Consider the following 13795-nt stretch of genomic DNA (forward strand, 5'->3'; position numbering starts at 1 on the left):
AGCCCTGGATCTATCTTCTAGCGCTGATGCGCTAGTCTACTACCGCCGGGCCCTGGCGGCGTCCAATGGCCCGAGGTGCCCACCGTGCTGTCCTGGTGCCCCCCCCACCCCGCCCCGAGTTTCTCCCACCATGGCCGCTGGGCCGCCCTGGTGTTGACGAACAGTCCATTGAGACCGGCCCCGCTTGAAATGGCAGGGCTCAAGGTTCCGCCTTTTGGCTCACTGGGAATGTAACGTTCCCGAGGGTGACGGTGGGTGACAGTACGCGACCCTTGCGCCTCCCATAGCTTGAGGGTGCAGGGGCGCCAAGTGCCCCGGCGCCCTCTCGGCGCCTACCACGACAAAGCTACGGGCGCCGGGGGGGATAACTGTCTCCTGCCACGCGGAAAGCTCCGTCTCCATCGTGGGCCGTGCCACGGTGAGCACTGCTGCGGCCCTGGCGCATGCTCCACAGGCCGAACTGGTCGAGCCGAGCGCCGGGAATCCGACGCGCGAGGGCACCACGGTGGGCGCCGCTGCCATCCGCCAGCAGGCGCGCGAAAAGGCTCTGTTACTCCGAGGCTGGTGGTCCCACCTTGCGGTACGGCTGTCTATTGTTAGTGAGCTTTTCAAGAATCTCCGCGATGAGTCCATGGTCGCGGTTGTAGTCCTCAATGTACTTCAGAAACCGTTCCCCGAAGGTGGTCACAGATATGCGCTTCCGGATATTGGCCCACTCTTCGGCGGTGTACAGACTCTGATATCTCTTGTTGTGGGGGTTCAGAGTGAACAAGGTGCCATCCGCCAGCCGCTGCACACGCTGCAAGGCGTCTTTGAGGTACGGGGTGAGGCTCGTCATGGGGACTCCAGGCCAGGGCCGGGTCAGGAGCACCCATTCTTTCCGTAGCTCGCGAGAGCGTCGAGGATAATTCGAAGTGGCACCGCGCCGCACATCCCTGGTGGCATCCACCGAGCCCGAGATGCCTGCCGTGGCTGCCCGGCTGCCCTGGTGGGCCTCCACCGACTGAGCACCGTTGATCCGAGTACCAGCCTCGTCTGCCGCCCTGGTGCCTCTTACCGGGCCCGAGCTTTGGCTGCCGCGCCCGCTGCCCCATCCACCGCACACCCGCGCCCGAAGACGCTTGGAGCTTGTCGGAGCACCGCCGAAGACGACTCCTACATACCACATATAGTGGTGCGCATAACTCGCACCGCCCAATATGCGGTAGGTCACGAAGACACTTAGACAGGCTCCCAGGGGCGGAGCGCGCGGTGTTCTGGGCACTTCTTGACACTGGCTCGGCAGTGGTTATTCAGCACCTCAGCGTGATCCGCAGAGGAGAATGAGTGACTTGGTCCGAGTACGTTGATCAGTGTGTCAAAGACCTTGCGATGGCCCGCAGCACCGACGATTTCAGAAACATCGTCAGCGGCATCGAGCGCAACCTGAACGCCTGGGGCACCAACCGCGATAATCGTCAGTGGTTCTGGGGCGAGGTGCAGGTGCGCTATGAAAAGGCACCCAAACTCGTACTCAAGGACACTACTGCCGCTGCGAGGTTGTACGATCTCCACAGAGTAGCTTCGCAAATGCTGGCGACCGCACAGCAGCAGTCGCTTGCTGCCGCCTCGCCAGGGAAGTGAGGAGCACGAGACATGATTTCAAACGCCTACGTTGATCAGTGCGTCTACGATCTCTCGATGTGCGTTGCCACTGATCAATTTCAAGCCGTTATCGGCCGCATTCAACGTGAACTGACGGCCAGCAACACAGACGATGCGACCCGTCAGTGGTTCTGGAGTGAGGTGCAAAAGCGGTACGCGAAGGCACCCAAGATTCGGCTTGACGATACTACAGCCGCAAGACGGCTGTTCGACCTCCATGCCGTGGCCTCCCAGATGCTGGCTGCTGCTGCGCAAAGGAAGTAGAGGGAGTAATGACGACCGAGGAAATTGGACTTTATATTCAAGCTGTGTCTGCTTTCTCCGCAGTTGGAGCCCTTGTCTTTACTGGGCTTCAATTGAAGGGCGTTGCGGATTCGGCTCGTACCGGCGCTGAGGCAAGCCGGATATCGAGCCTGATGGCCGTCCTCCAGCTTGAGGAAGGCATTCGGTCTGCTAGGCGACGCTGGGCTGAAGCGGCCGGACAAGCCATGAAGATTGCCAACGCGGTGAAATCTGCGAATCCACCGAGTGATGACGAGATCAACGGCGCCAAGGCATTGCTCGCAGAGTCCGCTGAGGAGTATCTGAATACGATGGACCGTCTCTGCGCGTGCATCGTGCGCGGTCTCGTCAACGAGGATGTTTACCGGCGCGACTTTCGTAACTGGATTGATGAAACCGTCAGGGAGTTCCCCGACGACTTCCGGGCCGGAACGAGGTACTTCCACGTTTTGCGCTGCCACAACCAGTGGAAAGACGAAAAGTCCGCGAAGGACCCCACTGTCATGGCCCTGCTCAACAGTTCTAACCCCTGAATGAGCGCTCACTATTCTCGAACGGTTGTTCGCTGCAAGGCCCGAGAAATCGACTCGGGCGCGGATCGCGCGTGCAGGCCCCACCGCCCTGAGCACCGTTGACCCGAGTACCGGCCCGAGGTGCCCACTGTGGCTGCCGGGCTGCCCTGGCGGACTCCACCGGGCCCGAGTTTCGACTGCCAAGCCCTTTCGGGATCACCCACCGCGTTTGCCCCGCTTGCTCCCCCTCCGTTTGTCAGGCGCGGCGCGTTCCGTGCGCGGTCGGCTGCGCTTGCTCGGCGCTGCCGGGCCGGTCGCTTCGGGAGACCCCACATTATCGTCGGCAGGGTCTAGGGCCCATGTACCCTCTTCCCAGCGTTTCAACGCCTGGGATGCTTCAAAAGGGATCAGTCCTTGGCCCTTCGCTGCTTCCTCCAAAACCGCTTTGGCTTCCGCCGTGCGATGGCGCAACAGCAGCGCCGCCGCTGACACACGCACGTCCATGCGTGGATGCGTGAAGAACACCGCGAGCGCATCCCGTCCGGTGTCGCCATGAGCCCGCAGTTTGTCAAACACGGCTAAGCACTGATCAGCGTGCTTGTTCGCCGTCTTGGAATCGCCCCGCCAAGCAGCCTCGGTTTCTGCCTGTACATGCCGCGCAAACTCCGCCACAAGACCTTGCAAATCAATCATGGCCAAATGCCGTTCCTGACGTTCTGAATGGCCAGCAGGCCAAATTCCCGTTGCGCCTCGTAGGACTGAGTGCTGAGCCACTCCCGCACCGTCAGAATCCTTGAGCCCGTAATCCTACGCGCCTTTCTAGAAAAGAGGGCGCTAACCCGCGTGTGAAGCGCCTTGTCTAACGCAATGACATTCTCGGTATTATGCAGGGCCTCGCCCCCGAACCGCTTCGCGTTGCCTTTGGTCTGCTCCACGATGTGATGCCATTCCTTTCCGGGGCCCGCTGAACCCATGGCCGACTTAAAACCACCGAACGACCCCCACGCCCTATGTCCGTTCGGAAGGAGCTTACCCCGAGTCGGGGCCGGGCTCCCAGCGGCAACTCCCCGGGCGGCCATGGCCACAGCATGAGGCGCCAATACCACGCGGATCGTCCCCTCGGGCACAGAGATAATAAGGCGCTCGGCTCCGGTTACCGTCTCCAGCAAGCCCAAGCCGGTGTTAGCCGCGACTCTCTCCGACGCTTGCGCGAATCCGGGGAGCTTCGGGGCACTGGAAGCGAGGGCCGCCGTCTCACCAATGGCCGCCGTCCCGACGATGACGAGAATCCGCACACTGTTGGGACCGATGACACGTCCGAAACGCTCGCCAATCTCGCGGAGCTCCGCGAAGGTAGAGGCCCGGGGTGCATCCTCGTAAAGCTGCGCATAGGCACGCAGCAGGTCGAAGAATTCATAACCAAGATAGCCCCACAGGGCGGCGCTAAACACCAGGGCCGCGCCCTTCGTTATCGGCTCGGGCACGGGCGCCAGCAGCAGCGCCATATACGCCGTGATGCCAATGCTGACCATGGCGAGCATTCGCGTAGGGTCGAGCATGGCCCGCACTTCCGCGTTTACGCCTTCCAGGGCAGGACCCACCGCCAGGGCGAGCGCAAGGCTTCGCTTGTCGTCATCCTGAAGGCGGGGCCCGTCTTCAAACAGCGTCAGGCAATCCCCTGGCGTGCCGCACCGCTCGCAAAAATGCCCATAGGAGCGGGCCAGGTCTGATTGCCACGCTTCGCCACTCAAGGGCGCGGAAGCCAACGCCAGCCTACGGCCGACATACAACGGGGGACGGGACGCGGCCACCCGAAGCGGCATGTTGAGCCAAAGCGTTGTCATGGTCTCCGAAAACTCGGCGTCACTCACCTGCACAGGCGCAAAGTCCGTGGGCAGCTTGGCAAAGAAAGCCTCTCCCTCCTGGCTCCCGTCTTCGGCTTCCGCTTCCAGCCCCGATGATTCGGACGAGTCGTGCGGCACGGGTTGACGGTAACGGGAAGCCGTCAACCCACCACCCATGGGGGCCCCCGTGGCGCACGCTGTAACCAGCATCAGCGCCGCCAGGGCCAGCGCACCCGCGCGCTGGGGCCGCCGTGTGTCCACGGGGCGAGTATCGACAGAATGCCTAGACATTGCCGCACCTCTCCGGGCGAGCCGCCCGAGCTGGAAGCCCAAACCCGTCCATTACAGAAAGCGGCTGATAGCTAGGTCAAGCCGCCGGGTCTGGTGAGGTGCTGAAAGCCCATCGGGTAGGTTGGTTTTCCCTCCCGCCGGATGGGGTGGCGGCACTACTCGCGCGCCGCGCCTTGCTTCCCAGCTTACTCCTCAGCCGGGAAGGTGACGTTCCCGAGGTTGACGGTGCGCGGCCCTTGCGCCTCCCACAGCTTGAGGGTGCAGGGGCAGGCGAGTTGCCCCGGCTCCCGCTCCGCGCCCATCACGACAAAGCCACGAGCGCCGGGAGCAATGGCCGACACTTGCCACGCGGAAAGCTCCACCTCCTCCGCGCCCGTCGCGTCCTTCAACACCGCCCCCGCCGCCGTCCAGGGTTCGGCGCCAGGGTTTAGGAGTTGAAGCCTTACCGCCATGCCTCCTGGGAGGGTTACGCCTTTGCGCTGGCTGTAACTCTTGGCCGCCTTTGTCTGTAGTGCGTTGGCCGGGTCGTGCTTCAAGTCCCTCCCAATGTCTCGCGATTCAACCTCCTCTTCACGCTCCAGCCACGCGGCGCCCATGAGCCCGCCGGGCTCCTTGCGCTCGGCCAGAAGCCGCGCCTTGTCCTCCTGGCATTGGCGCGCTTCGGCCTGTGCTTCGTCCTTCTCTTTCTGGAGCACGTCCGCCGGGCGGGGCTTGCGGAACACCTCCACGCGCCGCGCCCCCCTTGCCGCATGGCCCACGAGCCAGAAGGTTGCACCTGTCGGGGCCGCGCCATCCGCGAAGCGCACCGTTACCTTGACCCTCTCCCCTGGCAGAAAATCCCCCTTGGGAATGACGTGGAGAGTCAGACCCTCTTTGCCCGGGGTCCAATCCGCAAGGCGGCCCTCTGGCTGGACCTCCACGGCCCCAGCAGCAAGGCGGGAGTCAAACGCAAACGTTGTCGTCTCGTTCGGACTAACGCACACCTCGGAGACCTGTCCCGTGGAGTACGCCGCCACATCGATGCGGGAGGTAGCAGCACAGAGGGGAACGGGGGGCGGCGGCTCGGCGGCCTGTGCGGCGCCAGCGAGAAGGGCGAGCGCCAAAAGGGCGCCAGGGGACGGGGGCAGCACGGAAATCCAACCTCCAGAATGCAAGCGGGCCCGCGTCCGGCAACCGGCGGGCCCGTATTAACCGCAACGGCGCGGCAGCACTGACTAAAAAAACGTGTTCCCCGAGCGAGAGCCCTTCGGGAACACGTCAAAGCGAGTGAACATCTTCACGTTGCCGGGCCTGCTCTCGTGCGCTGGGCAGTCGCCCAGTCCGGCGGGGCAATCCGGTCCACCCGGCATGGCTGACGGGTCATTCAGGCCAATAACCAGACACACGGGGTAGGCGTCCCCGCCTGGAATCTGCACCCGGGTGAAGGTGCCATAAAAGCGGCTTTCCCCAAGCTGCAACGTCCCCGAAAGCAAGGAGCCCTCGGGCAGCTTGCCCACCTTGTCATCCAGCACCACCGTAACGGGACCCTCCCGCAGAGGAGCCCTCTCGGTGTTCTCCCCTTCGTACCCTTGCAGCACGACGCCTGCCCGCCCGCTGCGAATGCCTAACCTTTCGTGCGACGTCTTCCAATCGGCGGGGCACTCGACAGGCGCGGGCGTGGGGCGCACCTGGGGGGTCGTGCCTCCAGTGCATCCCTCAAGCAGCGCACAGGTAGCGCCCACAGCGGCGGCACTCTTCAAGGGGGGGAGCCTGCCCGCGCGTTGCGGCTGGGGCTTGGGCGTGTCGTCTGGCTTGTTCGTCGTGTCTGACTTGCGAAGCATGGCGGTAAGGGTAGGCGCGGGGGGTTGGGCCCTCACGGGCGCCGCGCCCGCGTTAGCTTCGGCTGGGTTGTGCGGCTGCGCCACTTCGCGGATGGGTGCGGCCCCTTCCGTCTCCCCACCGCTGGCAGACGCGCTAGGTGGGGGCGAGGCCTTCTGGGCCATGGAGGCAGGCGCGACACTCGGAGCGGGGGCGGGCTTTTGCAGCGGCCCCAGGGAGCCCACCGCGAGCGCCACCACCGCGAGCCCCGCCACGAGCGCAAGGGGAGGCCGCTTGAGCATGTCCACCATCAGGGCCCCCATGGGAAGGGGGCCCGAGGCTCCCAGCCAGCGACGCACGCCCCGTGCCCCTCCTGGCGCCGCCCCGTCCGCCACTGGGCCCGCAGCGGGCGCCTCCGGCTTGGCCCTGGGGGAGGGCAACTCGTCCGGGGACGGGGGCGGGGGCGCCTCCTGCTCCCGTGCCGGTGGCCCCTCCACAGGCCACCAGCCGCGCCGGGGTTTGTGCGCTGCTATCCACAGCTGTACTTCCTTCGCCCTTCCGTTCGGCTCTTCGTCCGCACTCGCATTGCCTGCCGTTGTCGCATCGTGGGGGGAGAGGGGATCTATCAACGGCAAATCCCAACTTGCATCACCCTCGGAGGCAGTCAGCACCGCATCCAGAGCGGCGCACAACTCCTCATCATCCTTGAAGCGTGCCTGCGGGTCCTTCTCCAACATGCGCATACACAAGCGGCTTGCCGACTCGGGCACGCGCGGATTGATGAGGTGGGGCGCCCTGGGTGTATTCAGGCGGATCCGATCATTCAGCCCACTTTCCAACCGGCCACCGAACGGCATTACATCCGTCAGCAGCCAATACAGAATTACTCCCATTGTCCACAACTCGTCAGACACGGTGTATGTATATATGTCCTCTGGTGTCTCGCCTCTCAGAAACTTGATGATCTCGGGGCTGCGATACTCGGGCGTCCCGGGGGGCACTCGCCCCGGCCCTGTTTCAGTCTGAATTCCCTTCATGGCTCCGTAGCCAAAATCAATCACGACTGGCTCGCCGTCGTCGGCTCGGATGATGATGTTTAATTCCTTCAAGTCCCGGTGCAGCACGTCGAGCCGATGCACCGCCCCCATGGCCTTCGCAATCTTCAGGAATTTGCCCAATGCCACCCGGGCCGAGGGGTTGTTTTTTTGGACATACTTGTCCATGGTCAACCCGGGGACGAAATCCATAACAATGTATGGATAGCCTATGTCCGGGTCTGGCCACCGTTCGCACCCGCGAAAGCCCACCACGTTTGGGATTTGAAGGTTGAGGGTTTGAAGGCGGACCATGATGGTGACTTCCCGCCGGTTCCAGCCGGTCCACTCCAATTCCGAAAGGAACTTGATGGCGAAGTAACGCCCGCCGCGCTCGGCCTTGTAGACATAGCCAGAGCCGCCCTCGCCTAGCTTGTGGCGGATTGTATAGTCGCCTACCCGGGCGCCGTCTTTTGGAAGATGAATGACCATGCCGCGAACCTCCGAAGGTCCGCAACTCTAGCAGAACCCAACGCGCGCGGTTGGGTCGTTCTCGCGCAGGCTCGCCCGGTTGGAAACTGGGGCCGGAGCGGAAGGCAGTCCCCTCCATGGCACGTCCGCGCCGAGCACGAACGCGAGCCGCCCACGCCCCGGCCCCAACGCCGGGAGCCCGCTCATTCCTCCGGCTCGGAGTCGGGCAACTGCACCGGCTCCAGCAGCTTGGCGAAGCGCGACAGGAGCTTCACCTTTTCGTCAGGCCACGCCTTCAAGGTGCGCACGAGTCGGCGCACCTCGGGAGTCAAATCCCCCTCGGGCGGTGGCTCGTCCATGTTCTTGGCCACCTCCTTCGAGGTAATGCCCAACAGCACGTCCGCCGAGATGCCGAGGGACACCGCGATTTTGCGCAGCGTTAGAACGGCGGGCATCATGTGGCCGCGCTCAATCCTCCCGTAAACGGCTGGCGCGATTCCGGCACCCCTCGCGATTTCGGCCTGAGTCACGTTCAACCTTTCGCGGACGGCACGGGCCGCCTCACCAAGGCTTTTCATCAGGTCTCCGTATTCAGAATCCAAGTCATCCATGTGTCAGCCCCTCTGGTTGCGCTGGTATGCCCTACCGGCGTTCATATGGCTTGAGGTAGGTACTGGCAACATGGCCTATGGCGCGGAGTTGTTCCGGAGTTAGCTTCTTGAGGTAGCGGAACAGGCGCCGCAATCCGGGCGGGTCCTCTGGCGTAGATATGGGCTCCTCCAGGACATCCACGGGCAAGGGCTCCGACGCTTCCGTAGATGACCGCGCCGATGCTTCCGACGTGGGGGGAGCGTCGAGCCCTAGCAATTTGTTGGCATCCGCTCGGAGGGCACGGCACAGGCGCCGGAAGGTGGGCAAGCTCGGGAGCACTCCCCCCCGCTCAATGCGGCCATACACCTCCGTTGCGATGTTGACCAACTCCGCCACGTCCGCCTGTGTCATGTTCGCACGCAACCGACATTCACGCGCAGCGGCTCCCAAGTATCTTGCCAGCTTGATTTGTGTGGGATGTCTATTGGACATGATGAGAGTCCTCAGCCGCCGTTCGCTTCGTCTTGCAAATCTTCAAGGTCGGGGAGCACGCCGTATTCCATCGGCTGGGCTGCCAGCTTCTTGCGCTCAGTGGCCATCCGCACAACGGTTTGAACCTCGGCCATGACTTGCTGGCGCCCGTAGGAAGGCCCGGCCACCTCGCGGAGGTAGCCGCGCAAGTCGTCGCGTAAGTCGGCGGCTGTCGGGTAACGCTGGCCAGGGTCCGCCGCGAGGGCTCGAATCAGGATCGCTCGGAGCGGCTCAGAAACAAACCCAGTCGCCCGCGATACCTCTTCCGTCCCAAACCGCAGCACGCGGTTAGCCAACACGTCCAAGCCTATCCAAGTGGGGCGCTCGGTACGAATGCCCGGAGGGAAGCGCGTAGCTGGGCGCTCGGGGAGGAGCCCGAGCGGGTCTAGCGGATACTTCGCCGTCAGCATCTCCAACAAGACCAGCCCCAAGGAGAAGACATCCGCGCGCCCGTCGAGTTCTTTCGGAGCGAGCGGGTCTGACTTCCTCTGATTGGCCGCGAATATGGCGCGCAGGAGTTCCGGGGCGATGTAGGCTGGATCTCCTCTCAGCAAATCGCGCGGTGTGGGCATACGCCCGGCCAACTCGGAATAAGCCGCCCCGAAATTGGTCAGTTTGACTCGGCCATCCAAGGTGAGGCGGATACGCATGGGACCCACGGCACGGTGGACGATATGCAAGGGAGTCCCCATGTCATCCTCGCACTCGTGCGCATAGGCCAAGGCGTCGGCCACCTCGGCGGCAACGTGGACAGCAAAGGGAGTGGGCAGGCGGTACTCCACCGCCGCCGCCAAGTCCAGAAGAGTGAAAAGGAAAGAGCCTTTCGCGTGCTCCATGACGACAAAGGGGGTGCCGTCGTGGACGACGAAATCAAAAACCCGCGCGATTCTGGGATGATGCAGAAACCCCGCGAGCCGAACCTCTTCCGTGGCGCGCGCCCGCGCTTCGCGCCCGGAAATGGCACCAACCTTTTTGAGTATGATGCTACGGCGCTCCTTCTTCTTGAGGTGCCGACGTGATGCGACCAACAGCGTGTCAAAGTCGGGGTGGAGCAAGAGGGGTGCTTCTACGTCATAGCGATAATCCCCTGACTCGAAAGAGAAACGATAATCCCTGTAACGATCCGCCCCCTGGCGAGTCGCTCGCCGGGGGCTATTTCCTGGTGAGGGCATGGTGTGACTCCGGTATGTGGAAGGCTTTGCAGCTAGAGCTACAGAGAGCGTTTGAAGGGGGGAAGGAAGACGACGCGCAGCCAGCCGCCATTGCCATCCGGCGCGTAGAAGCCGCCTACCTCGAACTCACCCGCCCGTAGCGCGCCGCCTTTCACCTCTACCGGGCCGATGCACTGGGCGGGAGTGCCAGTGAGGGCTGAGGAGAGGAAGCCATCGGAGCCCATCACGCTTAACTCGCGGTAACGCAGCAGGCGTGAATCCAGCTCAGAGCGTTTCACGGAGGCGGCGCCTTCGGTGACCTCCCGCAGCAGCATGTCCGCGACGAGTCGCGGGCCATAGGTGCGGGAGGTGGGCGGATATAGGCCGAAGGCGACGCGCAGCCGCGTTGCTTCCTCCGGCGACACCTCCCGGCCCGGGGGCAGCATGTCCGGCGGTAGTCCGGCCTCCAGCAGCAGCGCGCCGAAGTCGTCCAAGTCCGCGAGCACATCCCGCATGGCGCGGAACACCTCGGGACGTGGGCCGCTGGCGCATGCGGCGGGACACAGCAACAGCACAGCCAGCAATGCAGGCGTGAGGGGAAAGGGCCAGGGGCGAGCACGGGCAACACGAGCCCCTATCCGGCGCGCATGGGGAGCGTTCGGCATGGACACCTCGCGAGTTGTGACAACGGGTGGTCGAATAGACCAGCCGTGAACCTTAGTGAGTAGACCGCTAGGTAACATGCGGGACCAACCAAGGGAAGGACCAGCCGACTGCGGGGGTCAACAGGGCCGCCCCGACGTGAGCGGGCGGGAGAGGTGCCGCCCCGTGCGAGCCCTCCCAGGTCCCGAGCTTCGGCTGCCGTCCTCTGGCGCCCTGCCCCCCGAGTGGCGCACCGTGCCCTGATGGGCTTCACCGCGCCGTTGATGCCCCCTCCACGGGCCCAAGGCTCGGCTGCTGCCCCGGTGCATCCACCGCGCCGCCCGACGCTGCGCCCAGCCGCCTGGGGCTCAGACCTAGCGCCCCTGGTTGCGCAGCAATCCGGCCTCTGGAGTTCGCCGGAATTGGCGCGGCTTCGAAGTTCTCGAGCACGGCGCCAGGGCACGACGCCGGGGCTCGGCGGAGGGCGCCAGCAGCGCGGCAGCCGAAGCACGGGCCGGTTGGAGCGCCAACAGTGCGGCAGCGCCACCAGGGCGCGGCGCGAGCCTCGGGCCGGTGGGAGCGCATCAGCGGCGCGGTGGCGGGCACCTACGGCGCGGCAGCCGAAGCTCGGGCCCGTGGAGCCCTCCAGGGCGCGGTGGAAGACCACCGGAGCACGGCAGCCGAGCCTCGGGCGCGTGGAGCGCATCAGCAGCGCGGTAGCGGCACCAGGGCGCAGTGGAGGCCACAGGGCACCAGGGCACGGCAGCCGAGCCTCGGGCGTGGTGGAGAGCACCGGAGTGCGGCACAAACCTCGGGCCGCCTGCTTGGACGCTTCACAACAGCGGCGTTGTGGTGGCGCGGTGGTGGCCCCGGTGGTGGCCCCGGTGGTGGCGCGGTGGTGGCCCCGGTGGTGGCCCCGGTGGTGGCCCCGGTGGTGGCGCGCCTCGCGTTACTTGGTTGCCTGACTATGCGCAGGCCAGTCATCGGCGGCCCACGACTAGCAGCCTGGACACATTCCACAGGGTTGTGTCACTTTGGTGCCTGTCGCTGTATCTGGTGGGTTGTTTGGTCGGGGTTGGTTGCTTGGATGGGTGGCGGGTATGGCGGAGATCGACGTTTGTACGGAGGGGGCTCCCTCCACGGCTGGCGGGCGGGCGGGCGCCTCTGATTGCTGCGGATGTGCCTCTGCGGGTGCGCAGGGTGGTCCAGAGACCAGGGCGCAACCAGCGGCCCGCCCTGCCTCAACTGGCGAGGCTGACCTACTGCGGGCGCTCTACGAGGAAGTGCGGGGCCTGCGCGAGTCCGTGCGCGAGATCACGAACAGGCTCAGCAACGCGGCTCCTGCTCAAGCGGTGCGAGCCGTCTCCATCGAAGCCGCGCAGGCCCTGCTCGGCTGCGGGCGCTCGCGCATCTTCGAGCTTTTGAAGAGTGGCGTCCTCCGTCGTGCCCCGAAGCTTGGGAAGGTGGCCATGATCGACCTGCCCAGCCTCGAAGCTCTCATTGACGGCATCGACCGCGAGCCAGCGCCCAAGCTCAAACGCGAACCAGCGCCCATGCTCAAGCGGCGCCCCGCCCAGAGCAACGCCGGGCGGGGGGAGCGGGATGAAATCCTCAAGCTGATTCGACGAGCCTGATTTGCGCTCGCCGCACCGGCAGCAGTGCCGGGTCGTCGGGGTGCTCCAGTTTGATCGGAATTTTGATCATCGGGGGCACCTTCACGTTGTCGTAAAAGCGTTTCGTTGTGTTTGCCGAGTGGTGGCCGACCACGGCGGCAATCGCGGCCAGTGGGAGCCCTCCCGCCTTGGGCCTTACTTCCTGCCCGCACTCCGAAGCCCAGGTAACGAAGCTGTGCCGGTACTCCCCGAAATTAATCGGCTCGATTCCGAGGGTTTCACAGGCGCGAGTCACAACCCGGCGGATATGACTATCAACCGGCGCAGCCCCTCTCGCCTGTAGCCGCTGCACAGCCGCCAGGGTTTGCCGGTCGATGCTCTGCCGGTGAACGTTCCCGCTCTTGTGGATGAACGTCACCGTTGCGGCGATCTCGCCTTGGTCCTCGAACACGGCAACCTTTCCCTCGCCCTTGGCTAGCCGCTCGATCTCCGTGCCGTGCATCCCTGTCTTGGCGTGGATACACAGCACGTCGCGCACACACTGCACGTCGGTCATGCGCCGCGTTTCCTCCTGCCCGAAGTTGGTGAACTCCCATCCGCTGATGGCTCGATAGAGCCGCTCGGTGGTCTCGATGCTGTAACCCTTCTCCCGCACGGCCTTCTCGGGACGGGTCACGGGCACCTTGAGGGACACGGTGGGGTCTTCGGCCAGGGAGAGGGCCCCTTGCTCCCTCAACCAAGAAGCAAACGACTTGAGCGCCGTAATGCGGTTCTTCCTGGCCGTCTTGTGACGGGCCAACTCCCGCAGCAGTTCCTGGAGGGTGACGGTGCGCAGATCCCTCCCCGAGAGAGCTTCGGCCCACGTCGCCAAGTAGTAGCCGACGTTGCCCACGTACCGCTCGGTGGTTTTTGCCTGCCTCATGGAGTCGAGGAAGCGGCCCACGGTCTCGGCGTTGAGGTGAACGGCGGATTCCTGCTGCTGCTGTCGCGCCTCCCGCTTGGTGCTGTAGCCCTCGGGGTCGCGCATGAAGAGGGCCAGCTCGGCTTCCGCTTCCGTCTCGCTGCGGGCGTCCAGGTGGACGGTATAGGCCCGTCCCTGAACCATCTTCCGCAGCACGAACACCGGACGGCCATCCTTCCCGTTGAACGTCCGCCCCCCCTTCCACTTCCCCGCCCATACCCTGTTGTTGCCCATGTCGTGCGCTCCGGTTTGGTCCGAATTTGGACCCCAGGGAGCACGATTTGGTCCCCAATCGGCATAGGGGGGTAGAGAGGGTAACTCCCTACTCCCCCTGCCACACCACCGGACAGGCGGATCCGCATCCGGCGGTTCGGTTGGTTGAGGTTATCTCTCCCGACGTCCGTTTTCGTTCGCCGCCCTCGGCGCTTCGC

General features: G+C 64.5%; 13 protein-coding genes and 1 pseudogene. 4 read left to right on the forward strand and 10 right to left on the reverse strand.

The window, feature by feature from the left end; all coding sequences use genetic code 11:
- Positions 1 to 550: 550 nt before the first annotated feature.
- On the reverse strand, positions 551 to 838 hold the full coding sequence (locus tag VFZ09_RS46415) for a hypothetical protein (RefSeq protein WP_329734272.1): 288 nt from the start codon (positions 836 to 838) through the stop codon (positions 551 to 553).
- 488 nt (positions 839 to 1326) lie between these two features.
- Here VFZ09_RS46415 and VFZ09_RS46420 point away from each other — a divergent pair, with 488 nt between their 5' ends.
- Genes VFZ09_RS46420 through VFZ09_RS46430 form a run of 3 tightly spaced genes read left to right on the forward strand, consistent with a single transcriptional unit; the run spans position 1327 to position 2459 of the window.
- On the forward strand, positions 1327 to 1623 hold the full coding sequence (locus VFZ09_RS46420) for a hypothetical protein (protein WP_329734273.1): 297 nt from the start codon (positions 1327 to 1329) through the stop codon (positions 1621 to 1623).
- A gap of 12 nt (positions 1624 to 1635) precedes the next feature.
- The gene (locus VFZ09_RS46425) at positions 1636 to 1908 is read left to right on the forward strand and encodes a hypothetical protein (RefSeq protein ID WP_329734274.1); all 273 of its coding nucleotides are present in this window, start codon (positions 1636 to 1638) and stop codon (positions 1906 to 1908) included.
- An 8-nt stretch (positions 1909 to 1916) separates the two neighbouring features.
- Complete coding sequence (locus tag VFZ09_RS46430) at positions 1917 to 2459, forward strand: hypothetical protein (protein ID WP_329734275.1); 543 nt, start codon at positions 1917 to 1919, stop codon at positions 2457 to 2459.
- A gap of 324 nt (positions 2460 to 2783) precedes the next feature.
- Here VFZ09_RS46430 and VFZ09_RS46435 read toward each other — a convergent pair.
- The 8 genes and pseudogenes from VFZ09_RS46435 to VFZ09_RS46470 form a co-directional block, all read right to left on the reverse strand.
- Positions 2784 to 3131, reverse strand: a pseudogene (locus VFZ09_RS46435) (DUF2019 domain-containing protein); the annotation flags it as partial.
- Positions 3128 to 4543 (reverse strand): hypothetical protein, encoded by a 1416-nt coding sequence (locus tag VFZ09_RS46440; RefSeq protein WP_329734276.1) that lies wholly within the window; start codon positions 4541 to 4543, stop codon positions 3128 to 3130. The gene VFZ09_RS46440 and the pseudogene VFZ09_RS46435, both read right to left, overlap by 4 nt.
- A 215-nt stretch (positions 4544 to 4758) precedes the next feature.
- Positions 4759 to 5703, reverse strand: coding sequence for a DUF2381 family protein (locus tag VFZ09_RS46445; RefSeq protein WP_329734277.1), 945 nt, complete (start codon positions 5701 to 5703; stop codon positions 4759 to 4761).
- A gap of 84 nt (positions 5704 to 5787) precedes the next feature.
- Positions 5788 to 7896: a serine/threonine-protein kinase gene (locus VFZ09_RS46450; protein ID WP_329734278.1), complete on the reverse strand. Its 2109-nt coding sequence runs from the start codon at positions 7894 to 7896 to the stop codon at positions 5788 to 5790.
- Between the two features lie 182 nt (positions 7897 to 8078).
- On the reverse strand, positions 8079 to 8486 hold the full coding sequence (locus tag VFZ09_RS46455; RefSeq protein ID WP_329734279.1) for a helix-turn-helix domain-containing protein: 408 nt from the start codon (positions 8484 to 8486) through the stop codon (positions 8079 to 8081).
- A 31-nt stretch (positions 8487 to 8517) separates the two neighbouring features.
- Positions 8518 to 8958 (reverse strand): helix-turn-helix transcriptional regulator, encoded by a 441-nt coding sequence (locus VFZ09_RS46460; protein WP_329734280.1) that lies wholly within the window; start codon positions 8956 to 8958, stop codon positions 8518 to 8520.
- Between the two features lie 11 nt (positions 8959 to 8969).
- Entirely contained in the window at positions 8970 to 10052 is a 1083-nt protein-coding gene (locus tag VFZ09_RS46465; protein ID WP_329734281.1) for a serine/threonine-protein kinase, read from the reverse strand.
- A 155-nt stretch (positions 10053 to 10207) separates the two neighbouring features.
- On the reverse strand, positions 10208 to 10663 hold the full coding sequence (locus tag VFZ09_RS46470; RefSeq protein ID WP_329734282.1) for a hypothetical protein: 456 nt from the start codon (positions 10661 to 10663) through the stop codon (positions 10208 to 10210).
- 1431 nt (positions 10664 to 12094) lie between these two features.
- Between VFZ09_RS46470 and VFZ09_RS46475 the strand changes: the two genes are divergently transcribed.
- On the forward strand, positions 12095 to 12424 hold the full coding sequence (locus VFZ09_RS46475; protein WP_329734283.1) for a hypothetical protein: 330 nt from the start codon (positions 12095 to 12097) through the stop codon (positions 12422 to 12424).
- Here the strand turns inward: VFZ09_RS46475 and VFZ09_RS46480 are convergent.
- Positions 12402 to 13598, reverse strand: a complete 1197-nt coding sequence (locus VFZ09_RS46480) for a site-specific integrase (RefSeq protein ID WP_329734284.1) — start codon at positions 13596 to 13598, stop codon at positions 12402 to 12404. The genes VFZ09_RS46475 and VFZ09_RS46480 overlap by 23 nt on opposite strands.
- Positions 13599 to 13795: the final 197 nt, after the last annotated feature.

This window comes from Archangium sp. (assembly GCF_036277355.1).
Lineage (GTDB): Bacteria > Myxococcota > Myxococcia > Myxococcales > Myxococcaceae > Archangium.

Bases quoted from the DNA above. Each gene is read 5' to 3' on its own strand.
- VFZ09_RS46415 (WP_329734272.1), bottom strand. From the start codon at position 838: ATGACGAGCCTCACCCCGTACCTCAAAGACGCCTTGCAGCGTGTGCAG.
- VFZ09_RS46425 (WP_329734274.1), top strand. From the start codon at position 1,636: ATGATTTCAAACGCCTACGTTGATCAGTGCGTCTACGATCTCTCGATG.
- VFZ09_RS46430 (WP_329734275.1), top strand. From the start codon at position 1,917: ATGACGACCGAGGAAATTGGACTTTATATTCAAGCTGTGTCTGCTTTC.
- VFZ09_RS46450 (WP_329734278.1), bottom strand. From the start codon at position 7,896: ATGGTCATTCATCTTCCAAAAGACGGCGCCCGGGTAGGCGACTATACA.
- VFZ09_RS46455 (WP_329734279.1), bottom strand. From the start codon at position 8,486: ATGGATGACTTGGATTCTGAATACGGAGACCTGATGAAAAGCCTTGGT.
- VFZ09_RS46460 (WP_329734280.1), bottom strand. From the start codon at position 8,958: ATGTCCAATAGACATCCCACACAAATCAAGCTGGCAAGATACTTGGGA.
- VFZ09_RS46470 (WP_329734282.1), bottom strand. From the start codon at position 10,663: ATGCGGGATGTGCTCGCGGACTTGGACGACTTCGGCGCGCTGCTGCTG.
- VFZ09_RS46480 (WP_329734284.1), bottom strand. From the start codon at position 13,598: ATGGGCAACAACAGGGTATGGGCGGGGAAGTGGAAGGGGGGGCGGACG.